The sequence below is a fragment of the Microbacterium sp. Bi98 genome, assembly GCF_918698045.1.
Lineage (GTDB): Bacteria > Actinomycetota > Actinomycetes > Actinomycetales > Microbacteriaceae > Microbacterium.
Map to the genome: position 1 here is coordinate 256,965 of NZ_CAKKLK010000003.1, position 25,953 is coordinate 282,917.

Genomic DNA, 25,953 nt, shown 5'->3' on the forward strand with positions numbered 1-25,953 from the left:
GCCCTGTCGTCACCGACGGGAGACCGCCGCGTCTATGAGCTCGGCCAAGCGGCCCGGAACCGAGAACTGCGGCCAGTGACCTGAGCCGATGCGGATGACCTCGGCATCGCCGATCGCTCGGAATTCATCCGCGTACGGGCCCCATTGCTCGAGCTCCGACTCGAGAGTCTCCTGATCCATCGCGCCCATCAGCAGTGTCACGGGGACCCCGTGGCGCTGCTCCGAGCGCAGCTCGATCGGATCGGTGGGCACCCGCGCGGGAACGCTCCGAGCCAGCGGAGCGGTGCGGGCGCGGGTCGAGTCGTCGAGGTCGTCGACGTCTTCGGCGGGGAAGTAGTCCCACCCCGGGAAGGGGACGACGCCGTCGACGACCTCGAATTCGCTGATGCCGAACCCGGAGGGCGGCGGCACCGTGTCGACGAAGACGACCCGCGAGACGAGGTCGGGCCGTGCGTCGGCGACGCCCCAGGCGACGTTGCCGCCGCCGCTGTGACCGACGACGGCCACGGGTGCCCCGATGTCGTCGACCGCGGCCACGGCGGCATCGACCCACTCGGCGATTCCGATGTCGGAGGAAGCGGCGGCGGGGAGACCGACGCCGGGCATCGTCAGGGGATGCACCGAGTGCCCCGCGCGTTCGAGGTCGGCGGTCACCTCGCTCCAACTGGACGCGTCGAGCCAGAGACCGGGGATGAGGATGATGTCCATGCCCCGACGCTAGACGGGGCCTCGGACATCCGCTAGGGCAGCAGCGCGATGACCTCGGAGAGGTCCTGCGGGCCGATCACGAGACTCGCCGCCGCGCGTACGGCAGGCTTCGCATTGAACGCCAGTCCGAGACCGGCGACGGCCATCATCTGCAGGTCGTTGGCTCCGTCTCCGATCGCGATGGTGGCGTGACGGGCCACCCCGAGCTCGTCGGCCCATTGCTGCAGTGAGGCGGCCTTCACCGCGGCATCCACGATCTCGCCATCGACGCGGCCGGCCAGGGCGCCGTCCACGATCTCGAGGCGGTTGGCGCGCCACCGGTCGACGCCGAGCCCGGGCGCGACGTCGTCGAGGATCTCGTGGAACCCCCCGGACACGACTCCCACGACACCACCGCGCTCATGGACGGCCGCAGTGAGCTCGCGCACCCCAGGGGTCGGCTCTATGCGCGCCAGCACGCGCGCGAAACCCGACACCGGCACGCCTTCGAGCGCAGCGACGCGGGAGCGCAGGCTCGTGGCGAAGTCGATCTCGCCGCGCATCGCGGCTTCGGTGGCCGCCTGCACCTCAGGGCCACGCCCGACCTCATCGGCGATCAGTTCGATCACCTCGTTGCGGATGAGGGTGGAATCGGCATCGAGGACGACGAGGAAACGCGCGGCAGTCACGCCTTCGAGCCTATCGACAGCAGAACGGCCCGCTGTGCAGCCGCGTATCGCGGCGACACCGTCACCTCTCGATGAACAGGCCCTTGCCCACCACGGTGATGCCCGACTCGGTCACGGTGAACCCGCGAGCCAGATCTCGCTCGCGGTCGACGCCGACGGTCGCACCGTCCGCCAGGACCACGTTCTTGTCGAGGATGGCTCGATGGACTCTGGATCCCGCTCCCACCCGCACCCCGTCGAAGACGACGGAGTCGGTGATGGTGGATCCTCCTCCGGCGAGTGTCCACGGACCCACGACGCTGCGCTCCAGATGAGTGCCCGAGAGCACGGATCCGAGCGACACGATCGAGTCGATCGCATTGCCGATGCGCCCGACGGAGTCGCGCACGAACTTCGCGGGCGGCGAGTTCACGGCCTGCGAGTGGATCGGCCACTCCATGTTGTAGAGGTTGAAGATCGGAAGCGTGGAGATCAGGTCCATGTGCGCGTCGAAGAAGGAGTCGATCGTACCCACGTCGCGCCAGTACGAGCGGTCGCGCGGCGATGAGCCCGGGACGTCGTTCCGCTTCATGTCGTAGTAGCCGGCCTCGCCTCGATCGACGAAATACGGCACGATGTCGCCGCCCATGTCGTGCCCGGAGGTCGGGGATTCGCCGTCTGCCTCGACCGCGGCGATCAGCGCATCCGCGTCGAAGATGTAGTTGCCCATCGAGGCGAGCACTTCGTGGGGCGAGTCCTCGAGGCCGGCGATGTCGGTCGGCTTCTCGAGGAACTGCTTGATGCGGCCGGACTCGGTGTCGGCGTCGATGACCCCGAACTGGGACGCCATGGCGAGCGGTTGGCGGATGCCCGCGACGGTGGCCTTCGCGCCGGACTCGATGTGGGCGTCGAGCATCTGTCGGAAGTCCATGCGGTAGACGTGGTCGGCGCCGATCACGACGACGATGTCGGGCTTCTCGTCGTTGATGAGGTTCAGGCTCTGCAGGATCGCATCGGCCGAGCCCGAGAACCAGCGCTTTCCGAGACGCTGCTGCGCGGGCACCGAGGTCACGTACGAGTCGAGGAGAGCCGACATGCGCCACGTCTGCGAGATGTGGCGATCGAGGCTGTGCGACTTGTACTGCGTGAGCACGACGATCTGGCGCAGACCCGAGTTGATGAGGTTCGAGATCGCGAAATCGATCAATCGGTACTGTCCGCCGAAAGGCACTGCAGGTTTGGCCCGATCGGCCGTGAGGGGCATGAGACGCTTTCCCTCGCCGCCGGCGAGGATGATGCCGAAGATCTTCTTTGGTGCGGACATGCACCAACCATAGATGCGATTCGGCTCGGCTAACTAGCATCTGGACAACTGAGTCACTACCGTCTAGACATGCGCGTCGAGATGATCACGAAGGAATACCCGCCGGAGATCTACGGAGGTGCCGGTGTGCACGTCGCCGAGCTCGTCACGGCCCTGCGGCAGAATATCGATGTACAGGTCAGGGCCTTCGGAGCTCCTCGTGACGAGGCGAGCACTTTCGCCTATCGGACACCCTCGGGACTGGCCTCCGCGAACCCCGCGCTGCAGACGCTCGGGACGGACCTCGAGATCGTCGCGGCGATCTCGGACGCCGATCTCGTGCACAGTCACACCTGGTACGCGAACTTCGCCGGGCACATCGCCTCGCAGCTTCACGGCATCCCGCACGTCCTCACCGCGCACAGCCTGGAACCGCTGCGCCCGTGGAAGGCCGAGCAGCTGGGCGGGGGATACGCGGTGTCGAGCGGAATCGAGAAGCTCGCGTACGAGAACGCGGCGGCGGTGATCGCGGTCAGCGCCGGCATGCGCGAGGACATCCTGCGGAGCTACCCGTCGGTCGACCCGACCCGGGTGCGCGTGATCCACAACGGCATCGACGTGGATCGCTGGCGGCCGGTGCAGAACCCGGCGTTCCTCGAGTCGGTCGGTATGGATCCGACCAGGCCGTCCGTCGTGTTCGTCGGCCGGATCACCCGGCAGAAGGGCCTGCCGTACCTCCTTCAGGCCGCTCGTCTGCTGCCCCCGGAGGTCCAGCTCATCCTCTGCGCCGGCGCGCCGGACACCCCCGAGATCATGGCGGAGGTGCAGGAGGGCGTGCGGCTTCTCCAGCAGACCCGCGAGGGCGTCGTCTGGATCGATCGGATGCTGCCGCGCGACGAGCTGTCGGCCATCCTCACCGCGGCGACGACATTCGTGTGCCCGTCCGTCTACGAGCCGCTGGGAATCGTGAACCTCGAGGCCATGGCCTGCGGCGCTGCCGTCGTCGGCACGGCGACCGGCGGCATCCCCGAAGTCGTCGACGACGGGGTCACCGGCCGCCTGGTGCCGATCGAGCAGCTCCAGGACGGCACGGGGACGCCGGTCGATCCGGAGCGCTACGTCGCCGACCTCGCTGACGTGCTCACCGAGGTGACGTCCGATCCCGAGCGAGCCCGTGCCTACGGCGCGGCTGGCCGGGAGCGGGCTCGCGACGAGTTCAGCTGGGGCGCGATCGCCGACACCACGCGGGCGCTGTACGCGGAGCTGACCGCCTGAGCCGATAGGCTGGAGGCATGTCGAGCGCTCTGGAATTCACCGACGTCGTCGTGCGCCGCGAGGGGCGCAACATCATCGATCACGTGACCTGGCAGGTCGACGATGATCAGCGGTGGGTGATCCTCGGACCCAACGGCGCAGGCAAGACGACGCTGCTCCAGCTGGCTGACACGCTGATGCACCCGACGTCCGGAACCGTCACGGTGCTGGGAGAGACCCTCGGACGCACGGATGTGTTCGAGCTGCGCCCGCGCATCGGCTTCGCGTCCTCCGCGATGGCGAAGCGCGTGCCGCGCGAAGAGACGGTTCTGAACACGGTGCTCACAGCGGCATACTCCGTGCTCGGGCGATGGAACGAGAGCTATGAGGACATCGACGAGCGTCGTGCGCTGCGCGTCCTCGGCGATTGGCGACTCGACCACCTCGCCGACCGGACCTTCGGAACGCTGAGCGACGGCGAGCAGAAGCGCGTGCAGATCGCCCGCGCCGTGATGACCGATCCCGAGCTGCTGCTGCTCGACGAGCCGACCGCGTCTCTCGACCTCGGCTCTCGCGAGGAGCTCCTTGCACTCCTGAGCGGCTATGCGTCGTCGCCGACGACGCCGGCGATGCTGATGGTCACGCACCACGTCGAGGAGATCCCGGTCGGATTCACTCATGTGCTGCTGATGCGCGAGGGGCGCATCGTCGCCGCCGGGCCCGTCGCCGAGACTCTGACGGCCGAGGCTCTGACCGAGACGTTCGGCATGCCGATCGTCCTCAGCAGCGAAGAGGGTCGATATGCGGCCCGCGCGGCATCCTGATGCGCATCTGATAGAATCGATCCTTGGTGCTCTCTGCACCGCAGACTTCCCTCGTCCCTGGCACAATCCAGGGCAGCAACTAAGGAATCCCATGAAGACTGACATTCACCCCGTGTACAAGGCTGTCGTGTTCCGCGACCTCGGCTCGGGCGAGACGTTCCTCACCCGTTCGACTGTCTCGAGCGACAAGACCATCGAGCTCGACGGCGTCGAGTACCCGGTGATCGACGTCGAGATCTCCTCGGCATCGCACCCGTTCTACACGGGCAAGCAGCGCATCATGGACTCGGCCGGTCGCGTCGAGAAGTTCAACCAGCGCTTCAAGGGCTTCGGCGGATCGTCCAAGTAACGACCCCCGCGATCGAAGGCCCCGTGTTCCTCGGAACACGGGGCCTTCGTCGTCTGCAGTGGGTTCGTCTTCTGCGGTCGGATCGCGCGCGAGTCGTCAGACGTCGATGACGATGCGCTCTCCGTCGATGCGGCCCAGCGGGTCGCCAGGGGCCGGTGCGGGGGCGGTGCGCTGAGTCTGACGGTCTCGCTCGGCACCGGCTTCGTGCGCCGACGGCATCCACACCGCGTCGAACGATCCGCCCAGGCCGCCGCCCGCGCTCTCGTACTTCTTCTCGAGCGGAGTACGGGAGTAGACCGCCACGATCACCACCACGACCGCGGTCGCGGCGACGAGGAGGATCGCGATCGTCAGCAGGGTCCCGAGAATGTCGGCCATGACTCCAGGCTAGGCGGGACGGCTCCGATCGGCATCCGTCTGCAGGAGGATCCTCAGCGGATGCGTCGGCCCTGGGCGAGATCGATGAGATGCGTCAGCACGGGACCCGACCGCAGGCCGTTGTGCTCGTGTTCGCTCGTCACCCAGAGCTTCACGCCCGGCAGCAGGCGCGCGGTCTCGAGGGAGTACTCCAGCGGCACGTAGACGTCGTTCACGTACACGGCGGCCGCGCCCGTCGCACCCGAGGTGGCGATCGCGACCTCGTCGTAGATGCGCGGCCACTCGAACTCGGCGAGCGCGAGCGTCACATCGCGCCACGGCCGGAAGGCCGGCACGGTCTCGGTCCAGTCGCGGCGGATGTGCTCTCCGGTGAACAGCGTGACGTCGTCCCGGAAGTCCTGGGGCTCCGCCCGCTCGGCGGACCAGCGGGTCGCGTGTCCGCTGGCGTAGCTCGACTCGTGGAAGACGAAGTAGAGCGGGTTGCGCCCGCTGTAGGGCAGCGCGTGCATGAGGTCGTGGCGGAACGCGTTCGATGCGGCATCTCGCTCCAGGAGCGACCACAGGGTCTGCCAGCCCTCGTTCGTGCCGAGCGCCGAACCCACAGAGCGCAGTCGAGACGGCGAGACCACCTCGCCGTCGGGGAGCACGATGTCGCCGGCCGCTGCCCGGTCGACCAGACCCCGCATGACGTCGCGATGCTGCGGGAATCGCCGGTAGTACTGCTCGGAGGCCGCGCGCATCTTGTCATAGCAGAGCGCGTACACCTCGTCAGGATGACGATCGACGGTGCTCAGGCCGCCCGTGATGAAGACGTCCGCCAGCGAGTCCGCATCAGTGGACAGATAGGCCAAGGTCGTGAACCCGCCGAACGACTGGCCGAGCACGCTCCACGTCTCAGCGCTGAGGTGCTCGCGCATCGCCTCGCAGTCCCGGACGATCGAGTCCGCGCGGAGATGGGTCAGGTACTCGGCCACTGCCTCGGAGCCTCGTGCGAGGTCGCCGTCGCCCACGGGCGTGGACAGGCCGGTGCCGCGCTGGTCGAGCATCACGACGCGGTAGTGCGCGAGGGCCTCGTCGAGCCAGGCGGGGGAGGATGAGGCGTGGAAGGGTCGCGGCGCTTCGTGACCGGGGCCGCCCTGCAGGTAGACGAGGAAGGGGAGTCGCTCGCCTCCCTCGCGGGTGACGACGCGGGCGAAGATGTCGATCGTGCGGGTGTCTGCGGCGTCGCCCCAGACGAGCGGCACGGTCAGCGTGTGCTCCTCGATCGTGAGGTCGAAGAGGCGGTGGATGGTGGTGGTCATGTCACATCACATTCCCGATGTAGGAGTACTTGACGAAGACCTCCGAGGCGATGTCGGCCTCGTGGAGCACGCCCTGCACTGCGTTCATCATGTAGTTCGAATCCCACCCCATGTAGAGGTGGTGCGTCTCGTCCAGCTGGTCCCACTGACCCTTCCAGGCCATGGTGTCGTAGATCGGACCGCCGTGAGCGGCGCAGTACGACACGGCGGCCGCGCGGGTGTCGGTCCAGGCGCGGCGGAAGACGCGGTTGAAGAGGTGCTTGACGTCGAAGACCTCCCAGCGCTCTCCGCGGTATTCGACGTACTCGAACTCGCGTTCCCACCCGGCGGGCCACCCACGGCGGCGGACGGCATCGAGGATGGGAGTGAGGCCGTCGTCATCGATCTCCGGCAGTGCGGGGCGGGCCCAGATCCGCAGCAGGTCGGCGGTCAGGCGGATCGTGCGCTGCGAGATGGCCGCGGTGCCCCAGGTGTCGGTGGCCGCGAGCGCCTTCGTCTCGGCGATCGTGCTGCGGGCGTACGCGGAGTCGCGCTTGACGGAATAGGACTCTCCGAAGACCCGCTCCGAAAGACGCTGCTCGAGAAGCGTGAGGTTGCCGAGCGTGGGTGCGAGAGCACGATGCGCGTTGCGTTCGTCGTCCGAGTACTCGATCCACTGGCGCACGCCGTCGCCGGACCAGCTGTCGCTGGGCACCGTGGGCACGATGTGCTCGACATCGAAGTCGATCGGGTCGTCGACTCCCTCGATGCGGCCCAGCACGTATGCCGGGTGCGCGAGCTCGCTGTACTTCACCACCGCACTCACCCGTTCGTCAGACGGGGTGATGCGGGCGAAGGCGCGAGCCAGGGCGTCGCGCCCATGCGCACGTGCGCGGCAGAGACGGGCGACCAGGCGCTCGTTCGGAAGATTGACGAGCGTCCGCCGCAGGTACATCGCCTGGATCCACTCGAGAGTCTCGACGAGCTCATCCCGCTCGATCAGACCTCGGGCGTGCTCGCTGTAGACGCTGAGGACGAGAGGGTAGGACGCCCGGCCGAAGGTGTTGACGTAGCGCAATTGCCGGGCGATCTCCGGGTCCTGCTCGCGCGAAGGATCGAGCAGGATGCCGTAGATCTCGGCGTAGTGGCGCCAGACCTCGGCATCCGCCTGCAGATGGTCCAGGTCGACGCGAGGGAACGACTGCCGGAACGCGCTGTAGACGCCGTGCTCGCCGTTGGCGGCGACCTCCCGTCCCGTCGTCATCACCAGATAGTGCCGCCAGAAGGCTCCGATCGCCTCTCCGGTGTGCCGTTCGATCGGAAGCCAGAACCGCTCCTCGACGTCGAGCTGCTCCGTGTGGGTCAGGCCCATGAGCATGTAGTTGTGGATGAGCTCGTGGTCGCGCAGCGGCTCGCCCGTCGAGTTCAGGCTTGCGAAGATCTGCTGGGCGTTCGCGTCGGCACCGAGCGTGATCGACACGTGCTCGAGCTTCTGCAGGCCCGCCCAGATGAGCGGGGCTTCATCGGCGTGCACCTGGCTGCGGAAGAACGCGTAGTTGTCATCGAACCGCGACTCGCGGTCGGCGTGACCGTCGCGTTCGAGCACCACGGATTCGTAGAGCTCGGCCCACGCGTCGTGCGGACGCAGCTTCGTGCGGGTGGGGTCGTCGGGGCGCACGAGCACGCGGTCGAGATCGGCGGCGAGCCGGGGGTCGGAGTCCTGGACCGCATGCCGAAGGGCCGCGACCAGCAGCATCAGCGTGGTGATGCGCTGCTGCCCGTCGATCAGGACGAGGTCGGTGTCGGCATCGCTGTCGTCGGAAGCCGACAGGATCGACCCGATGAAGTGGCGGTGGGATGAGTCCTCGCGGGCGACCGCACGGACGTCCGAGAGAAGCTGCTCGCACCCGCCGATGTCCCACCGGTACTGGCGCTGGTACACCGGCACGACGATGGTCGTGGAGTCCTCTGCGAGCCACTCGATCGTGTTGACAGCTGTCGCCTCGACGTTGGTCGCAGTGCTCATGCTGGTGTCTCGTCCTCCCGTAACGCCCGGCGCCGAGGAGTCGCCAGGCGCCCGATTCAGTCTATTCGCTTATTCACGGCGGCCCTCGGCGGCGCTCCAGAGGTGCCCTGTTAGGCTTGCCTTATCAGGGCCTGTTAAAACGTGCTGGCCCCCGATGAAGGGACATGACCTAGATCATGGGATACATCAAATCGAAGGCGCTCGAAGACAAGGGCTTCGTCGTGCTCGACAGCTACGACCAGGAGCTCGACCCCAAGGAGTGGCTCGACATCGAGTACAACGACTGGAAGTCGTCGGGCGACACCCGCTTCGCGCCGCTCGCCAGCGCCAAGGGCGAGATCGAGTGCAACGGCTTCTGGAACCACAAGCCGCCGCGCACCGACAAGGACGGCGTCTGGATCGACTCGCAGACGGCGAAGGCTCCGAACCTCACGCGTCGTGCACAGGAGCCCGGCGCGAACGTCGGTCGCTGCCGCGTCATCGAGCTGCAGCCGACCCCGTACGGCGAGTGCCTGTACAACCTCCACCAGGACGACAACAACCGTCTGAACCCCGACGGCACCGGATGGGTCGTGCGCGGATTCTTCAACCTCAGCGACGACAAGGACAGCTTCTTCGTCCTGCGCGAGAACCGCACGGACCCGAGCATCGAGTACCGCATCGCCCTGCCCGCCGGTGCACAGCTCATCGTCGACACGCAGCGTCTGTGGCACGCCGCGACGCACGTGGGCACCGAGCCCCGCTACTGCCTCATCACGTCGTGGACGTCCGGCCCTGAGCTCGACGCCTACATCGAGAAGTACCACGGCACCCAGGACGTGCCGAACGTCGAGGTCCCGCAGGAGGTCCTCGAGGCCGGGTACGCCGAGCAGGCTCGCCGTGACGCCGCCCGTGCCGCGTACTACGCCGCCAAGGGGCAGCAGGTCAAGCAGGCCATGAGCGAGGCCTGAGCCTCATCCGAATCAGGACCGGCGACGGTCCGAAGGCCCCGGTCCTCGTGACCGGGGCCTTCTTCGTGGAATCACATGCTTGTGATTTCGCCTGGTCTGGGCGAGAATAGCCCCATAACCGCATATTCACGCCAGTTCTCGGTGTTTCAGGTCGTTGGGGAAGACGCACCTGATGAAACGGAGAGATCATGGCGACGGCTTACGCACGCGGAGTGGTGTTCATCCACTCTGCACCTCGCGCGCTCTGCCCGCACCTGGAATGGGCGGTAGGACGCGCTATCGGTCGTGCGGTGAACTTCGACTGGAGCGACCAGCCCGTGCTCGACGGCGCACGCCGCGCCGAGTTCTACTGGGATGGTCCGGTCGGCACGGGCGCTGCTCTCGCGACCGCGATCCGCGGCTGGGAGCATCTCCGCTTCGAGGTGACCGAGGATCCGACTCCTCGCAGTGACGGAGGGCGCTGGCTGCACACTCCCGACCTCGGGATCCACTACGCCCAGACGGACGCGGCCGGAAACATCGTCATCGGCGAGGACCGCATCCGCTACGCGATGGAGATCGCGGCCGGGAGCGCGACCGAGCTGCAGCGTGAACTCGACATCGCACTCGGCTCGGCCTGGGACGAGGAGCTGGAGCCGTTCCGCCACGCGAGCGATGACGCGCGTGTCGTGTGGCTGCACAAGGTCGGCTAGGTAGCCGCCCACAGACCTGGAAGGGGAAGGCGCGAGTATCGGATGCCGGTGAGCGATCCCGGACGCTGAGAAGGCGAATTCCCTTTCCATACATGACGAGGACCCCGCCCCTGGACAACAGGGACGGGGTCCTCGTCCGTCAGATGACGGCTGACCGGGCCATGTCGGTGCGGGCGGTGGTTCCGCCGGACATCACGTCGTCCCACGCGAGCCGCAGTCGCTGCATCGCCTCGGCGGTGCGCTCCGGGGGCAGCGTGATCGGGATGCGCAGGCGCCGCTCGAGCACGCCACCCGTGGAGAAGCGAGGTCCGGGCGGGAGGATCAGCCCGTGATCACGTGCGGCCAGCGACAACTCCGTCGAGACGGGCGCGCCGAGATCGAGCCAGGCGGACAGTCCGCCGTTCGTCTGAGGCATCGAGAGGCTCTCGATCGATTCGAGTCCCTCCGCCACGGCATCCCGACCCGCGTGCAGGCGTGACGCGACGTGCGCGGTGAGAGCGGGCATCTCGCGCAGCAGCTCGACGGCGATGCACTGCTCGAGCAGCGCTGTGCCGAGCTCGAACGAGGGGCGGACGGCGAGCAGGCGGGTGATCATCGCGCGGTCGGCACGGATCCAGCCGATGCGCATGCCGCCCCAGGCGATCTTCGACATCGAGCCGACGGTGATGACGCGCGGGCCGAACGCCGCGAGAGGACGTGGAGTCCAGCCTCGATCGATGTCGAGCTCCGCGGTCGTCTCGTCGACGACGAGATGCGTCCCGACGCTCTGCGCCGTCGCCGCTATGCGTGACCGGGCCGTGTCGGGCAGCGTCGCGCCGGTGGGATTGTGGAAGTCGGGGATCAGATACGCCAGGTGGGGGCGACTGCGAAGAAGCGTGTCGGCGATGTGGCGCTCATCCCACCCGGTGACATCCACCGGAGTCGGCACCAGTCGGTAGCCATGGCGGTGGAGCGCCTCGAGAGCGTGCGGGAAGGTCGGCTGCTCGACGAGTGCACGCTCTCCGCGTCGGCCGATCGTCGCGAGCACCAGGTTGAACGCGTGGAGGGCGCCGGACGTGATCATGATCTCGTCGGCATCCGTCGGGAGCCCCCGCTGCGTGAAGCGCTCGGCGACTGCGTCACGCAGTTCAGGGAGGCCCTGCAGCGAGTATCCGCTCGTGCCGCGCAGCGCGGCCAGACGGGGGAGCGATCGTACCGTCGCGTCGTACAGCCCCGGCGTCGAATCCATCGAGGCGATCGACAGATCGATCGCCGAGGCGTCAGCCACAGGACCGACACGTGCTGCGGTGTGCGGAAGTGTGACACGTGTGCTGCCTCCGTGCCGACGCGAGACGTAGCCGTCGACCTCGAGGAGCCCGTACACGCGGGTCGTGGTGGAGCGGGACCGTCGCAGCTCGAGGGCGAGCGCTCGCTCGGACGGCAGACGCTCGCCCACCGTCAGTCGACCGTCGAGGATCAGCGCACGGATCTGTTCGGCCAGGGCCTTGGCTGTACCGCCGGCGACGTTCTGTGCGCCGAGCTGCTGGACGAGTCGTGAGGTCATCTGTCCAGCATGCCGCAAAGTGGCCTGAGGAAAGCAGGCCACTTCTCGTCGAGTGGACGTCTGGCGCGCATCCGCGGCGGGTGCACGATGGAGGGATGCAGCTCCGTTCCGTCTTCCTCCCCATCGCAGCCACCAGTCGTCGTGACGTCGTCGAGCGCATCGTCCAGTTGCTCGTCGGGCTGTTCCTCTACGGTGTGGCACTTGGTCTGATGGTGCGCGGAGGCATCGGCGTCGCGCCCTGGGATGTCCTCGCTCTCGGCATCGCCGGCAACGCAGGCATCGGCTACGGGGTGGTGACGGTGCTCGTCTCCGTGCTGGTGCTGCTCCTGTGGATCCCCCTGCGGCAGCGCGTCGGTCTCGGCACGCTGCTCAATGCACTGCTCGTCGGACCGAGTGCAGATCTCGCACTCTTCCTCCTCCCCGTGCCCCCGTCGGTGTGGGTGGGTGCCCCGATGTTCGTGGCGGGGCTGCTGCTCCTCGCGTTCGCCACCGGGCTCTACATCGCCGCGGACTTCGGTCCCGGCCCGCGCGACGGCCTCATGACGGGTCTCGTCGGGCGAACGGGCTGGCCGGTCTGGCTCGTCCGCACTCTGATCGAGGGCAGCGTGCTGCTGATCGGGTTCCTGCTCGGCGGACCTGTGGGCGTGGGAACCGTGCTCTTCGCGTTCGGAGTGGGGCCGCTGATCGGGTGGTTCCTGCCCTGGACGACGAGGGTGCGGGCGGCTCGCTCACGACAGCTCGCCCGCGCGTAGTCCCACCGCTGTCGACGACAACGGCCCCCGGGATCACCCGGGGGCCGTTCTCTCTTCCACCTCAGTCAGTCGGCGCTTGCGAACACGGCGACGGCGTTGTGCCCGCCGAAGCCGAACGAGTTGCTGATCGCGTAGAGCTGACCGTCGCCGAGGGGCTGCGGTTCACCTGAGAGCTTGAACGGCACAGCCGGGTCGGGCTCGGTCATGTTGATGGTCGGCGGAGCGACGCGGTCCCGCAGGGCGAGCAGCGAGAAGATCGCCTCGAGGGCTCCGGTGCCGCCGAGCAGGTGCCCCGTCGACGCCTTCGTGGCCGACACGGGGATCTCATCGATCCGGTCGCCGAAGACCTTCTTGAGTGCGACGTACTCGTTGGGGTCGCCGACCGGGGTCGACGTCGCGTGGGCGTTGATGTGGGCCACCTGGTCGGCGCTGATGCCGGCCTCGTCGAGAGCCTGGGTGACGGCGCGGGCGGCACCGGTGCCCTCGGGGTCATTGCCCGTGATGTGGTAGGCGTCTGCCGTGACGCCACCGCCGAGCACGTAGCCGTAGATCTTGGCGCCGCGCGCCCGGGCGTACTCCTCGGTCTCGAGGATCAGCGCCGCAGCGCCCTCTCCCATCACGAAGCCGTCACGGTCGATCGCGCCGGGGCGCGAGGCGGTCGCCGGGTCGTCATTGCGCCGCGACAGGGCCTGAGCCGAGGCGAAGGACGCCATCGTGATCGGGTGGATGGCGGATTCGGTGCCACCCGCGATCACGACGTCGGCGAGACCGTCCTGCAGGTGGTGGAAGGCGTGGATGATCGACTCGGTGCTCGATGCGCAGGCACTCACGACGGTCTGCGCGTAGGCGCGAGCCTGGAACTGCAGCGACAGGTTGCCGGCAGCGGCGTTCGGCATCAGCATCGGAACGGTCAGGGGCATCACCCGGCGCGGTCCCTTCTCGCGCAGGGTGTCCCAGGCGTCGAGGAGGGTCCAGAGGCCGCCGATGCCGGTGGCGAAGTCGACACCGAGGCGCTCGGGTGCGACCTCGGGCGAGCCGGCATCCGCCCATGCCTCGCGCGCCGCGATGAGCGCGAACTGCGACGACGGGTCGAGACGCTTCGCCTCGTGGCGGGGAAGGACCTCTTCGGGGCGGACGATCGCCTCAGCGGCGAAGGTCACGGGGAGTTCGTACTGCTGCACCCAGTCGTGCTCGAGAGTGCGGGTGCCGGACTGGCCTGCGAGCAGGTTCGTCCAGTTCTCGGGAGCTGTCCCGCCGATGGCGGACGTGGCGCCGATGCCGGTGACGACGATGCGCTTGGTCATGTGTGGTTCCTTGTCAGGCGGGTCGAGCAGAGGGCGGGCAAGGCGGAGGATGCCACGCCCCGCAGACGCGGGGGTGGCATCCTGCGTGGATTACTCCTGGCCTGCGACGATGAAGTTGACGGCGTCGCCGACGGTCTTGAGGTTCTTGACCTCGTCGTCGGGGATGGTGACGCCGAACTTCTCCTCGGCGTTGACGACGATCGTCATCATCGAGATCGAGTCGATGTCGAGGTCGTCGGTGAACGACTTCTCGAGGGCGACCTCGGAGGCGTTGATGCCGGTCTCGTCGGTGATCAGCTCTGCGAGGCCAGCGAGGACCTCATCGTTGGTGAAAGCCATGTGGTCTTCCTCTTTCTTACGGGTTGTATTCGGAACCGTGGAACAGTCTAGGGAAAGTCGGCGCGTTGTCAGGGAAGGACGACGACCTGAGCGGCGAACACGAGACCCGCGCCGAAGCCGATCTGCAGTGCGAGGCCGCCCGAGAGCTCGGGGTGCTCGGCCATCAGACGGTGACTCGCGAGCGGGATGGAGGCCGCCGACGTGTTGCCGGTGGTCTCGATGTCGCGGGCGATCACGGTGCTCTCCGGAAGCTTGAGCTGCTTCGCGAACTCGTCGATGATGCGCATGTTCGCCTGGTGCGGGATGAACGCGGCGATGTCCGTCGGCTCGACGCCGGCCCGGTCGAGCGCCTCGCGCGCGACCTTCGCCATCTCCCAGACCGCCCAGCGGAAGACCGTCTGGCCCTCCTGACGAAGGGTGGGCCACGGCACCTCGCCGTCGCGGAACTCGGTGAGCGTCGCATTCATGCCGACAGCGTCGGCCTTCGACCCGTCGGATCCCCACACTGCGGGCGCGATGCCCGGCGTGTCGCTCGGGCCGATGAGCGCGGCTCCGGCACCGTCGCCCAGCAGGAACGAGATGCTGCGGTCGGTCGGATCGACGACGTCGGACAGCTTCTCGGTTCCGATCACGAGCGCGTAGCGGGCGGCGCCGGACCTGATCAGCGCGTCCGCCTGGGTGATCGCGTAGGCATAGCCGGCACAGGCGGCGTTCACGTCGTAGGCCGCGGCGGGGTTCGCACCGACCCGGTCGGCGACGATCGCGGACACCGACGGCGACTGCTTGGGGTTGCTGATGGTGGCGACGATCACGAGGTCGACCTGGTCAGCGGGGATGCCCGACTTCTCGATGGCCTCAGCGCCGGCGATCGCGGCGAGATCGATCGCGTCCGTGCCCTTGTCCGCGCGGACACGTGTGACGATGCCGGTGCGCTGGCGGATCCACTCGTCGCTCGAGTCGATCGGTCCGATGAGGTCCTCGTTCGGCACGGCGTTCTCGCCCCGGGCAGCACCGAAGGAGTAGATGCGGGTGTAGGCGGGACCGGTGATCTGGTTCAGGGTGGGGCTCATGCGGCTTCTCCGTTCAGCAGCGCGACGGCCGCATCGAGATCATCGGGGGTCTTCACGGCGACGGTCGGCACGCCGCGCAGGCCGCGCTTGGCGAGACCGGTCAGCGCGCCCGCCGGGGCGAGCTCGATCAGCCCGGTGATGCCCTGGTCGGCGAACGAGGCCATGCACAGGTCCCAGCGCACCGGCGAGGAGACCTGGTCGACGAGATAGGTCAACGCCTGCGAACCGTCACGGACGACCGAGCCGTCGCGGTTGGTCCACAGTGTGATGTCGGGATCTGCGGGAGTCACGGTCGACACGGCTTCACGCAGCGCGGCGACGGCCGACCCCATGAACGAGGTGTGGAACGCGCCCGCCACCTGCAGAGGGATGACGCGGGTGCCCTTGACGGGCTCGGTGGCGAGAGCATCGAGCCCGGCGAGCTCACCGGCCACGACGAGCTGGCCGCCGCCGTTGTAGTTGGCGGGGGAGAGACCGAGCTCGCTCAGACGGGTGAGGATGGCCTCCTCGTCTCCGCCGAGCACGGCGCTCATACCGGTCGGAGTCTGGGCGGCGGCATCGGCCATCGCGCGGCCGCGGATGCCGACGAGGCGCATGCCGGTCTCGGCATCGATCACTCCGCTGCCGACGAGTGCGGCGATCTCGCCGACGGAGTGTCCGGCGACGCCGTCTGCTCGGCGTCCCGCGCGAGCGGTGAGTGCGGCGGCGGCGATGAGGGACGCGGCGACGATCAGCGGCTGGGCGATGCGCGTGTCGCGGATCGTGTCAGCATCCGACACCGTTCCGTGCTGCCGGAGGTCGACCTCGGAGGCCTCGGAGTACGAGGCGAGAGTCTCCGTCACGCCGTCCAGCTCGAGCCAGGGGGAGAGGAAACCGGGGGTCTGCGAGCCCTGTCCAGGGCATACGACGACAATCACCACCCCAGTCTGCCAACGATCTGACAGAAGTGGTGGATGATCCATCACAAGATTCCGAAGAACCCTTGTGTGTGGCGTACAGCTGAAGGGCGTCTCGTGCGGCGATCAGCGTGAGGGACGCCGCAGCGGAGGGCGACGTCGCACCTGCTCGGCGGCGCCGATCGAACCGAGGATGAGCGCCGTCTGCAGGATCAGAGCCTCGCGTGGGCCCGTGGCGTCCCAACCGATGACCTCGCTGACGCGCTTCAGGCGATAGCGCACGGTGTTCGGGTGCACGAACAGCTCGCGGGCGGTCGCCTCGAGGGAGCGACCGTTGTCGAGGTAGCTCCACAGCGTCGTCACGAGGTCGGTCGAATGGGCCTGCAGCGGTCGGTAGATGCGCTCGATCAGCGTCTGCTTGGCGAGCGGATCACCGGCGAGGGCGCGCTCGGGAAGCAGGTCGTCGGCGTCGACGGGCCGCGGAGCGCTCCGCCACGCCCGCGCCACGGCGAACCCGGCGAGGGCGGCTCGGGCGCTCTGGCTCGCGTCGACGAGCGCGGCGACCGCAGGGCCGAGCACGACGTAGCCCGGACCGAAGGAGGGCTCGAGGCGCGTCGCGATCTCTTCGAAGCCGAGTTCCTCCTCTTCGCCCTCCGCGAGCTCCTGGCCGGCGACGCGTGCCCGCCCGATGACGAGAACGAGGCGCGAGCCCTGCACGCCGATCAGCACATCGACCGCGAGCTTGCGCGCCGTGCGACGCACCAGATCGACATCGAACTGCGGGGGAGTCGTGCCCACCAGCACCGCGACCTCGCCGTGTCCGTGCCAGCCCAGAGCGGCGATGCGACTCGGCAGCTCTTCGTCGGCTTCGCCGGTCAGGATCGAGTCGACGACGAGCGCCTCGAGCCTGGCATCCCAGAGGCCGCGGGCCTCAGCCGCGCGTGCGTAGACGTCGGCCGCGGCGAAGGCCACGTCGCGAGAGTAGAGGAGGATCGCCTCGCGGAGATCGGCACCCCGACCGGCGACCCTCTCTTCCGTCACCTCGACGGTGACGCGGATCAACTGGAGGGTCTGCTGCAGGCTGACGCTGCGGAGCAGCTCGCGCGGTGCCGCCGCGAAGATGTCGGCGGCGATCCACGGCGTCGACGTCGGGTCCTCGTACCACTGGATGAACGAGGTGATGCCCGCCTGGGCCACCAGCCCGACCGCAGAGCGGCGGGCTGGTGGCATGTCGGCGTACCACGGGAGGGTGTCCTCGAGGCGCTTGATCGTCACCGAGGCGATGTCACCGGAGATCCGGCGCAGCCAGGTGAGCGTGGCGGACTTGTCCATGCCGCGCGAAGAGGAACCCGTCACCGATGACTCAGCTTTCGCCGCCCGCGTTGCCGCTGGTGCCGGCGTTCACGTCGAGCAGGCTGTACTTCTGGATGGCCTGCGCGGCGAGAGAGCGGTCGACGACCCCGTCTTCGGCGAGCGACTGCAGCGTGCGGACGACGATCGACGGACCGTCGATCTTGAAGAAGCGACGAGCGGCCGCACGCGTGTCGGAGAAGCCGAAGCCGTCGGCACCGAGCGTCGCGAAACGCTGAGGGACCCAGGGACGGATCTGGTCCTGCACGGCGTGCATGTAGTCGCTCACGGCGACGACGGGACCCTCGGCACCCTGCAGCTTCTGCGTGAGGTACGCGGTGCGGGGCTCTTCTTCGGGGTGCAGGAAGTTGTGCTCGTCGGCGGCGAGGCCGTCGCGGCGCAGCTCGGTCCACGAGGTGACCGACCAGACATCGGCGATCACGCCCCAGTCGTTCTTCAGCAGCTCCTGTGCTTCGAGAGCCCAGGGGAGTCCGACGCCCGAGGCGAAGAGCTGGGCACGCGGGCCCTCGCCCTCGCCGACGGAGATGCGGTGGATGCCGCGCACGATGCCGTCGACGTCCACGTTCTCCGGCTCGGCCGGCATCACCATCGGCTCGTTGTAGAGCGTGATGTAGTACATGACGTTCGGGTCTTCGTGGTTGCCGCCGTACATCCGCTCGAGACCGGATCGCATGATGTGCGCGATCTCATAGCCGTAGGCCGGGTCGTACGAGACCGTCGCCGGGTTGGTGGCGGCGAGCAGGTGCGAGTGGCCGTCGGCGTGCTGCAGGCCTTCACCCGTGAGGGTGGTGCGGCCGGCCGTCGCCCCCATGATGAAGCCGCGCGCCATCTGATCACCGGCGGCCCACTGGGCGTCACCGGTGCGCTGGAAGCCGAACATCGAGTAGAAGAGGTAGATCGGGATCAGCGGCTCGCCGTGCGTGGCGTACGACGTGCCGGCCGCGGTGAACGCTGCGAGGGCGCCCGCCTCGTTGATGCCGACGTGCACGATCTGTCCCTGAGGGCTCTCCTTGTAGGCGAGGAGGAGCTCGCGGTCGACCGAGGTGTAGTGCTGGCCGTTCGGGTTGTAGATCTTCGCCGAGGGGAAGTACGCGTCCATACCGAACGTGCGGGCCTCGTCCGGGATGATCGGGACGATGCGGTGCCCGAAGTCGTTCGAGCGCAGCAGGTCCTTCAGCAGACGGACGAACGCCATGGTCGTGGCGATCTCCTGCGTGCCGGAGCCCTTCTTGGGAAGCGCGTAGGCCGTGTCGTCGGGGAGCGAGAGTCCCACGTGAGTGGAACGGCGCTCGGGCAGGTAGCCGCCGAGAGCCTGGCGGCGCTCGAGCATGTACTGGATCGTCTCGTCCTGCGGGCCCGGGTTGTAGTACGGGGGCAGGTAGGGGTTCTCCTCGAGCTGCGCATCCGTGATCGGGATGTGCATCGCGTCGCGGAACGTCTTCAGGTTGTCCAGCGTCATCTTCTTCATCTGGTGGGTCGCGTTGCGGCCCTCGAAGTGCGGACCGAGGCCGTAGCCCTTGACGGTCTTCGCGAGGATGACGGTGGGCTTGCCCTTGTGCTCGGTCGCGGCCTTGAACGCGGCGTAGACCTTGCGGTAGTCGTGGCCACCGCGCTTCAGGTTCCAGATGTCGTCGTCGGAGTAGTCCTTGACGAGGGCCGCGGCACGCTCGTCGCGGCCGAAGAAGTGCTCGCGGACGTACGCGCCGGACTCGGCCTTGTAGGTCTGGTAGTCGCCGTCGGGGGTGACGTTCATCAGGTTGAGCAGCGCACCCTCGGTGTCGCGGGCGAGCAGGTCGTCCCATTCGCGACCCCAGACGACCTTGATGACGTTCCAGCCCGCGCCGCGGAAGAACGACTCGAGCTCCTGGACGATCTTCCCGTTGCCGCGCACCGGACCGTCGAGACGCTGGAGGTTGCAGTTGACGATGAACGTCAGGTTGTCGAGCCCCTCGTTGGCTGCGACCTGCAGCTGTCCGCGGCTCTCGACCTCGTCCATCTCACCGTCGCCGAGGAAGGCCCAGACGTGCGACTGCGAGGTGTCCTTGATGCCGCGGTTCTCGAGGTACTTGTTCGACATCGCCTGGTAGATGGCGTTGATCGGACCGAGTCCCATGGAGACGGTGGGGAACTGCCAGTACTCCGGCATCAGACGCGGGTGCGGGTACGACGGGATGCCGTGCGGTGCGTGCGACTTCTCCTGGCGGAAGCCGTCGAGCTGGTCTTCGCTCAGGCGGCCCTCGAGGTACGAGCGCGCGTAGGTGCCGGGGGAGGCGTGGCCCTGGATGAAGATCTGGTCGGCGCCACCGGGGTGGTCTGCGCCCTTGAAGAAGTGGTTGAAGCCGACCTCGTACAGAGCGGCCGACGATGCGTACGTCGAGATGTGGCCGCCGACGCCGATACCGGGGCGCTGCGCGCGGTGCACGGTGATCGCGGCGTTCCAGCGGATCCACGCACGGTAGCGGCGCTCGATCTCTTCGTCACCCGGGAACTCGGGCTCGTTCTCCGGCGCGATCGTGTTGATGTAGTCGGTGGTCGGGACCATCGGCACGCCCAGGTGCAGCTCCTTCGAGCGCTTGAGCAGGCTGAGCATGATCTCGCGGCCACGACCGTGGCCCTTCGCGTCGACGAGCTCGTCGAGAGACTGCTGCCACTCGCCCGTCTCTTCCGGATCGCTGTCGAGGGGGCCCTGGGAATACGGATCCTGGTCGTGCACAGTCACGGGGAGCCTTTCGTCAAGCTGGCAGGTCATGCCAATGAAACGGGAAGCGACGCGGGCAGCCTTGTCGGCTGTGCACAACGCGTGCCGCCCTCAGCCTATCCCTCTTCCACGACATCAGCGCGCATCGGGTCATCTGTAGACTGGGACGCACCAGGGCCTTTAGCTCAGCTGGTAGAGCGCCACGTTTACACCGTGGATGTCGTCGGTTCGATCCCGGCAGGGCCCACCGCATCGATCATCTGCTGAAGGCGGACGCTCCTCCACCCCGTGTCTCCGACGGGGCGCAGAACTCTACTCCGCAGGGTCGAGAATGGCCAGGGTCGGCTGATTTCTTCCTGCGGCGTCGCGCCGCTCGTAGAGTTCTCCGTGGACTCTGAGCGGCTTGCGGACGTCGAGGCGATGCCGGGAAGGAGGCCACGTGGACATCTGTCGAGAGTGTCGGTTCGTCGTGGTCAATCCGGTGGGCCGACTCACCGTCTCGCGTGTGGGACTGCTCTCCGACGCCCGGTTCCCCGGCCGGAGCATCCTGAGCCTCCGCGATCACTACGACGACATCGCCGACGCGCCGGCGGAGATCGCCGAGCTCTTCCTGGTCGACATCCAGTTCGCCTCTCGCATCATCCGCCGAGCGACCGGAGCCGATCGGGTCGATGTCGTGCTCTCCGGAGCTGCAGGGCCGCATGTGCATGCGCACCTGGTCCCGCGCCGCCGAGACCGCGACCCTCGTCCTGACCTCGGCCCCGACGAGGACCCGAGGGCGTGCCGGCCGCTCGAGCCGCTTGCCGAAGCGATGGCCGTCGGACTGCTCGCCGCGGCCTTCGACGTGGCCGGGGCCGGTCTCGCCGGGACATAGCGATGGCGCACCCGGACTCTCGGTCCGGATGCGCCATCGTGTGCCGCGTGGGCGGCTACTGCTGGATGAAGGCGAGGATGTCGGGGTTGATCACATCGGCGTGCGTCGTCAGCATGCCGTGGGGGAACCCGGGGTAGATCTTCAAGGTCGAGTCGCTCAGGAGCTCCGCCTGCTTCAGAGCGGCATCCTTGTACGGCACGACCTGGTCGTCGTCGCCCTGGATCACGAGGACCGGAACGGTGATCGCCGTGAGGTCTTCGGTCTGGTCCGTCTCGGAGAAGGCCTTGATCCCCTCGTAGTGAGCGAGGGCGCTGCCCGTCATGCCCTGTCGCCACCAGTTGTCGACCACGGGCTGCGACAGCGTGACACCATCACGGTTGAAGCCGTAGAAGGGCCCGGAGGCGACAGCCTGGAAGAACTCGGCGCGATTCGCGGCGAGTGCCTCGCGGAAGCCGTCGAAGACCGAGATCGGGGTGCCCTCGGGGTTGCTGTCGGTCTGCACCATCAGCGGCGGCACCGACGAGACGAGCACCGCCTTGGCGACGCGGCCCTGCGGCTGTCCGTACTGCGCGACGTAGCGCGCGACCTGGCCGCCGCCCGTCGAGTGCCCGATGTGGATGGCGTTGCGGAGGTCGAGGTGCTCGACGACGGCCGAGGCATCGCTGGCGTAGTGGTCCATGTCATGGCCGGTGCCGATCTGCGACGACCTTCCGTGGCCCCGGCGGTCGCTCGCGATGACGCGGTAGCCCTTGTCGAGGAAGAACAGCATCTGCGCATCCCAGTCGTCGGACGAGAGCGGCCAGCCGTGGTGGAACATGATGGGCTGCGCGTCGGGGCTGCCCCAGTCCTTGTAGTAGATCTCTGCGCCATCATCCGTGGTCACGAACGCCATGATCAGCCTCCAGGTTTCCGCCGTCCCGAGAGAGATCAGGACGACTGTCGAACGCCCCACGTCAGCTTCGTGGGAGCGCGACCACGCTAACCCGTCCGGCCTCACGGCGCGCTCGACATCTGTCCAGAATCCGTCCCCGCCGTTTTCGACATCTGTCCGGTGCGGCGTCGAGGCCGCATCGATAGCGTCTCGACCATGTCGAACTCCCGGATCTCGCACGGGGCGGGATTCTGGGTGGTCGCCTCCGCCTTCCTGCTCGTGATGGCGTACGCGACCGTGCCGACCCCTCTGTACCCGCTGTACCAGGAGGTCGACGGGTTCCCGGTCTCGGTGATCACCCTGATCTTCGCGGCCTTCGCCGTCGGCGTCGTGCTCAGCCTCTTCCTGCTCGGGCATGTCAGCGACTGGATGGGGCGACGGCGGATGCTGGTGATCGCGATCCTCATCGCGGCTCTCAGCGCCGTCCTGTTCCTCGCATGGCACGAGGTGCCGGGACTGCTCGCCGCGAGGCTGGTGAACGGCGCGAGCGTCGGCATCCTCACCGCCACCGCCACCGCGCATCTGGGTGAGCTGCGGGCCCAGGCGCGCCCCAGCGAGAACGCGATCGTGGCCGCATCCGTGGCGGGTGCCGCCAATCTCGGCGGACTGGCGCTCGGACCGCTGATCGGCGGTCTGTTCGCCGAGTTCCTGCCCGCGCCGCTGGTGCTGCCGCACGCGGTCTTCCTCGCGGTGCTCATCGCGGCCGCGATCGCGGTGTCCGGTGTCCCGGAGACGGTGACACCACCCGGCGAGCCGAGACGGTACAGGCCGCAACGCATAGCCGCACCGCCGCGATCGAGGGCGGCATTCATCGCCGCGGGCTTCGGAGCATTCGCCGGATTCGCCCTGTTCGGCCTGTTCACCTCTCTCGCGCCCACCATCCTCATCAGCACGTTCGGCGAGCATGACCACCTTCTCGCCGGGATCACCGCGTGCTCGGTGTTCGCTGCCGCGGCAACCGGCCAGGTGGCTCTCGCTCGGGTGCCGCTGCGCATCCAGCTGACGGTCGCGGCCGTCTGCTGCGCATGCGGGCTCGTCGCCGTCGCCGCAGGAACGCTGGTGCCGTCGCTCGCGGTGTTCCTCTTCGGAGGCGTCGTCGCAGGCGTCGGCGTCGGGCTGCTGTTCAAGTCGTCGGTCGCGACGGCCGCGGGTCTCGCCGAGCCGGGACGACGGGGGGAGACGCTCGCGCTGGTCTTCCTCATCGCCTACTGCGGCCTCGCGCTTCCGGTGCTCGCGATCGGAGTGATCCTCACGTTCGCATCGCAGACCACGGTGCTCCTCGTCTTCATCTCGATCGTGTCGGTCGCGACCGTCTCGGCGGCGGTCGTCATGCGTCGCGCGCTCGTCGGTCAGGAGCCCGGCGCGAGGGCCGGACGTGCAGTGTCCGGTCCCGACGAAACCGCCCCGTAACCGGCGCGCCATCAACCCGCCGACGAGACCTGCCAAGCTGAGATCAGCGAAAGGCGGACGTCGTGACACAACCCTCACCCTTCGGGCTGATGCTGCGCTCGTTGCGCGTGGGCCAGAACCTGACTCTCGAAGCGCTCGCGTCTCGATCCGGGGTGAGCGTGCGCACGATCGGCGACCTCGAACGCGGAGCGAGCGCCTCGCCGCAACGGCGCACCGTCGATGCGCTCGCCGACGGACTCGGACTCGATGTGGCCGATCAGCATGCGTTCCTCCGCGCTGCGCGTGCCCGGCCCCGTGCCGCCGTCGCGACAGAGCCCGCGGGGGCCATAGCCCCGCACCGGGTGTTCGACTTCTCGGGCCGGCAGGCCGAGATCGATGAAGCACTTCGCATCCTGCACGGCCCTCAGCCCGCAGATCGGCAGCGACCGGCGCTGGTCATCAGCGGCGCGCCGGGAATCGGCAAGACGACCGGCGCCGTCGAGATCCTGTCGCGCGGAGAAGAGGCCGACCGCCGTCCGCTGGTCTTCGTGGGGCTGGACGGCTTCAGCTCGTCTCCGCTGACACCGCTCCAGGTGGTCACCGCCATGCTGCGTCAGCTCCCCGGAGCGGAGCAGAAGCCGCCTGCTGATCTGGCGACGGCGCGGACGCAATGGCAGGCAGCGGTCGCGGAGGCTCCCGTCCAGGTGCTGCTCGACAACGTCGCGAACGAGGCGCAGATCCGTCCGATCCTGTCGATCTGCGCGGGGGATGTCGTGGTCGTGACGTCGCGCCGCAGTCTCGCAGGCCTCGAAGGGGTGCGGCGCTTGCGGCTCGGGCCCCTGCAGCGGGACGAGAGCATCGCGTTCCTCGGTCGTCTCATCCCGCATGACGATGCCTCCGATCTGGATGCGCTGAGTGAGATCGCGGCCCTGTGCGACGACGTGCCCCTCGCGCTTCGAGTGGTCGGCAACCGCATCGCCAGTCGCCCCTCATGGACGGCTGCCGATCTCCTGAGCCGCCTGCGCACGTCGGAGGACAGGCTGCGTATGCTCGTCGCCGGTGACCTGGCCGTGGAAGCGGCCATCTCTCTCTCCTACGAGGAGCTGGACCCGCGCACTGCCGCGCTGTTCCGGTGGATCTCGCTCATCGACGGTCGCACCTTCGGGGCCCATCTCGCCGCGGCTGCCGTGCGATCGTCAGATGTGTCCGAGGTGGAGCGACGGCTGGACGACCTCACGGACCTGGGAATGCTCGAGGCGCGTGGTGGCGACCGCTACCGTCTGCACGACCTGATGCGTCTCTTCGGGCTGGGCAAGCTGCGCGATGCTGTCGGATCCGATGAGATCGCACGGCGCCACGCCCATATCCGCGCGTGGCTGCTGGGGAGTCTGGAGCGCGCCGGCGCGTGGTACGAACCGGGAAGGGATGCGAGCGCAGTCTCACGCAACGGCCGCAGCTTCATCGATGCCGAGGCCGCCGCGGTGTGGATCCGCGAGGAGGTCGAGCACTGGTGGCCGGCGTATGCGGAGGCAGCGGAGCTCGGCGAGGACGCGATGGTCTGCGACGTCGCGGATGCGCTGCACTGGTACTCCGACATCTGGATCACGTGGGGACACTGGCATCGATTCTTCTCTCTCGCGGCTGCGGCGGCGAAGAGGCTGGGCGACCCGAGAGCAGAAGCCGCGCAGCTGGGGTACGTCGCGTGGGCGGAGATCGTCGAGGTCGGTGACCGGGCGCACGCGGTGCTCACCGGGCATGCCGCGCTGGAGGCGGCCACCCGCGCGGGTGATGCCGCGCAGCAGGGCTGGGCGCACTACTACATCGGGTGGGCGAGCTGGACGCTGGATCGTCTCGTCGAGGCCGACGCGGCGGCCGCGGCCGCCATGGTCGCCTTTCGCGCGGCTCAGGAGACGACAGGGGCGGAGAACGCGCAGGTGCTCTCGTCGATGGTCAAGGCCCGACGCGGCAAGTACCTCGAGTCGATCCCCGAGACGGAGGCGACGCTCGCGCGCGTCCGATCCGCCGAGACCACGGACAGTCTGACCAGCATCGTCACGCAGTTCGCGGCGTGCCTCGACCTCGTCGACGCCTATGTCGCCGTCGGACGACACGAGGACGCGGTCCGAGTCGGCGCGCTGGGCATCGAGATCGCACGATCGCTCAAGGACGACACCCGTGTGCTGCTGATGATGCGCCGACACATCCGTGCGCTGATCCACGCGGGCGACGGCGAGGCTGCGATCGCCGAGGCGGATGAGGCTCTGGCCATGCTGGGGCCGGGGAGCAGCGAGGCGTTCATCTTCGACAGAGTGCGCCGGGAGGTGTCGCTCATCGGCACGTCTCGCGCACCCGGTTCAGAGGGCGATGCAGCGTGA

General features: G+C 68.2%; 23 protein-coding genes and 1 tRNA gene. 10 read left to right on the top strand and 14 right to left on the bottom strand.

What is annotated here, in order from left to right; translation table 11 throughout:
• Positions 1-9 precede the first annotated feature (9 nt).
• The 3 genes from LQZ85_RS07945 to glgC form a co-directional block, all read right to left on the bottom strand.
• Positions 10-708, bottom strand: a complete 699-nt coding sequence (locus tag LQZ85_RS07945; protein WP_056278873.1) for an alpha/beta hydrolase — start codon at positions 706-708, stop codon at positions 10-12.
• 32 nt (positions 709-740) lie between these two features.
• Entirely contained in the window at positions 741-1,376 is a 636-nt protein-coding gene (gene serB / locus LQZ85_RS07950) for a phosphoserine phosphatase SerB (RefSeq protein WP_056278872.1), read from the bottom strand.
• Positions 1,377-1,437: 61 nt separating this feature from the next.
• On the bottom strand, positions 1,438-2,679 hold the full coding sequence (gene glgC / locus LQZ85_RS07955) for a glucose-1-phosphate adenylyltransferase (protein WP_053096406.1): 1,242 nt from the start codon (positions 2,677-2,679) through the stop codon (positions 1,438-1,440).
• A gap of 69 nt (positions 2,680-2,748) precedes the next feature.
• Between glgC and glgA the strand changes: the two genes are divergently transcribed.
• From glgA to LQZ85_RS07970, 3 genes are all read left to right on the top strand, one after another.
• Positions 2,749-3,933, top strand: a complete 1,185-nt coding sequence (gene glgA, locus LQZ85_RS07960; RefSeq protein WP_056278871.1) for a glycogen synthase — start codon at positions 2,749-2,751, stop codon at positions 3,931-3,933.
• Positions 3,934-3,950: 17 nt separating this feature from the next.
• Entirely contained in the window at positions 3,951-4,736 is a 786-nt protein-coding gene (locus tag LQZ85_RS07965) for an ABC transporter ATP-binding protein (RefSeq protein ID WP_053096402.1), read from the top strand.
• A 91-nt stretch (positions 4,737-4,827) separates the two neighbouring features.
• A complete protein-coding gene (locus LQZ85_RS07970; RefSeq protein ID WP_042537536.1) occupies positions 4,828-5,085 on the top strand; it encodes a type B 50S ribosomal protein L31 in 258 nt (85 codons plus the stop codon).
• Between the two features lie 96 nt (positions 5,086-5,181).
• On the opposite strand, the gene LQZ85_RS07975 is transcribed toward LQZ85_RS07970, so the two are convergent.
• Genes LQZ85_RS07975 through LQZ85_RS07985 form a run of 3 tightly spaced genes read right to left on the bottom strand, consistent with a single transcriptional unit; the run spans position 5,182 to position 8,769 of the window.
• Positions 5,182-5,463, bottom strand: a complete 282-nt coding sequence (locus LQZ85_RS07975) for a hypothetical protein (RefSeq protein WP_056278870.1) — start codon at positions 5,461-5,463, stop codon at positions 5,182-5,184.
• A gap of 53 nt (positions 5,464-5,516) precedes the next feature.
• On the bottom strand, positions 5,517-6,764 hold the full coding sequence (locus LQZ85_RS07980) for an alpha/beta fold hydrolase (RefSeq protein WP_056278869.1): 1,248 nt from the start codon (positions 6,762-6,764) through the stop codon (positions 5,517-5,519).
• A gap of 1 nt (position 6,765) precedes the next feature.
• Positions 6,766-8,769: a DUF262 domain-containing protein gene (locus LQZ85_RS07985; protein WP_056278868.1), complete on the bottom strand. Its 2,004-nt coding sequence runs from the start codon at positions 8,767-8,769 to the stop codon at positions 6,766-6,768.
• A 176-nt stretch (positions 8,770-8,945) separates the two neighbouring features.
• On the opposite strand from LQZ85_RS07985, the gene LQZ85_RS07990 reads away from it, so the two are divergent.
• Together LQZ85_RS07990 and LQZ85_RS07995 are read left to right on the top strand one after the other, a co-directional pair.
• Positions 8,946-9,719, top strand: coding sequence for a hypothetical protein (locus tag LQZ85_RS07990; protein WP_053096395.1), 774 nt, complete (start codon positions 8,946-8,948; stop codon positions 9,717-9,719).
• Between the two features lie 188 nt (positions 9,720-9,907).
• A complete protein-coding gene (locus LQZ85_RS07995; protein WP_053096393.1) occupies positions 9,908-10,411 on the top strand; it encodes a DUF3145 domain-containing protein in 504 nt (167 codons plus the stop codon).
• 139 nt (positions 10,412-10,550) lie between these two features.
• Here LQZ85_RS07995 and LQZ85_RS08000 read toward each other — a convergent pair whose 3' ends face one another.
• The gene (locus LQZ85_RS08000; protein WP_056278867.1) at positions 10,551-11,954 is read right to left on the bottom strand and encodes a PLP-dependent aminotransferase family protein; all 1,404 of its coding nucleotides are present in this window, start codon (positions 11,952-11,954) and stop codon (positions 10,551-10,553) included.
• A gap of 95 nt (positions 11,955-12,049) precedes the next feature.
• Here LQZ85_RS08000 and LQZ85_RS08005 point away from each other — a divergent pair, with 95 nt between their 5' ends.
• Complete coding sequence (locus LQZ85_RS08005) at positions 12,050-12,706, top strand: hypothetical protein (protein WP_072591365.1); 657 nt, start codon at positions 12,050-12,052, stop codon at positions 12,704-12,706.
• 65 nt (positions 12,707-12,771) lie between these two features.
• On the opposite strand, the gene LQZ85_RS08010 is transcribed toward LQZ85_RS08005, so the two are convergent.
• From LQZ85_RS08010 to aceE, 6 genes are all read right to left on the bottom strand, one after another.
• Complete coding sequence (locus tag LQZ85_RS08010) at positions 12,772-14,010, bottom strand: beta-ketoacyl-[acyl-carrier-protein] synthase family protein (RefSeq protein ID WP_230100748.1); 1,239 nt, start codon at positions 14,008-14,010, stop codon at positions 12,772-12,774.
• Positions 14,011-14,100: 90 nt separating this feature from the next.
• Positions 14,101-14,349, bottom strand: coding sequence for an acyl carrier protein (locus LQZ85_RS08015; RefSeq protein WP_017202249.1), 249 nt, complete (start codon positions 14,347-14,349; stop codon positions 14,101-14,103).
• Positions 14,350-14,417: 68 nt separating this feature from the next.
• Positions 14,418-15,419 carry a beta-ketoacyl-ACP synthase III gene (locus LQZ85_RS08020; RefSeq protein WP_072591364.1) on the bottom strand — a complete coding sequence of 334 codons (1,002 nt, stop codon included), beginning with the start codon at positions 15,417-15,419 and terminating at the stop codon, positions 14,418-14,420.
• A complete protein-coding gene (locus tag LQZ85_RS08025) occupies positions 15,416-16,336 on the bottom strand; it encodes an ACP S-malonyltransferase (protein ID WP_230100749.1) in 921 nt (306 codons plus the stop codon). Before LQZ85_RS08025 ends, LQZ85_RS08020 begins: the two co-directional genes overlap by 4 nt.
• Positions 16,337-16,441: 105 nt before the next feature.
• On the bottom strand, positions 16,442-17,647 hold the full coding sequence (locus LQZ85_RS08030; RefSeq protein WP_056278864.1) for a PucR family transcriptional regulator: 1,206 nt from the start codon (positions 17,645-17,647) through the stop codon (positions 16,442-16,444).
• A 31-nt stretch (positions 17,648-17,678) separates the two neighbouring features.
• Positions 17,679-20,405 (bottom strand): pyruvate dehydrogenase (acetyl-transferring), homodimeric type, encoded by a 2,727-nt coding sequence (aceE, locus tag LQZ85_RS08035; RefSeq protein WP_230100750.1) that lies wholly within the window; start codon positions 20,403-20,405, stop codon positions 17,679-17,681.
• A gap of 153 nt (positions 20,406-20,558) precedes the next feature.
• Here aceE and LQZ85_RS08040 point away from each other — a divergent pair.
• Positions 20,559-20,631: transfer RNA gene (locus tag LQZ85_RS08040), tRNA-Val, on the top strand.
• 192 nt (positions 20,632-20,823) lie between these two features.
• Positions 20,824-21,258, top strand: a complete 435-nt coding sequence (locus LQZ85_RS08045; protein ID WP_230100751.1) for a hypothetical protein — start codon at positions 20,824-20,826, stop codon at positions 21,256-21,258.
• 55 nt (positions 21,259-21,313) lie between these two features.
• On the opposite strand, the gene LQZ85_RS08050 is transcribed toward LQZ85_RS08045, so the two are convergent.
• Positions 21,314-22,150, bottom strand: a complete 837-nt coding sequence (locus tag LQZ85_RS08050; protein ID WP_072591362.1) for an alpha/beta hydrolase — start codon at positions 22,148-22,150, stop codon at positions 21,314-21,316.
• Between the two features lie 195 nt (positions 22,151-22,345).
• Between LQZ85_RS08050 and LQZ85_RS08055 the strand changes: the two genes are divergently transcribed.
• Together LQZ85_RS08055 and LQZ85_RS08060 are read left to right on the top strand one after the other, a co-directional pair.
• On the top strand, positions 22,346-23,599 hold the full coding sequence (locus tag LQZ85_RS08055) for an MFS transporter (RefSeq protein WP_230100752.1): 1,254 nt from the start codon (positions 22,346-22,348) through the stop codon (positions 23,597-23,599).
• Positions 23,600-23,661: 62 nt separating this feature from the next.
• Complete coding sequence (locus LQZ85_RS08060) at positions 23,662-25,953, top strand: helix-turn-helix domain-containing protein (RefSeq protein WP_230100753.1); 2,292 nt, start codon at positions 23,662-23,664, stop codon at positions 25,951-25,953.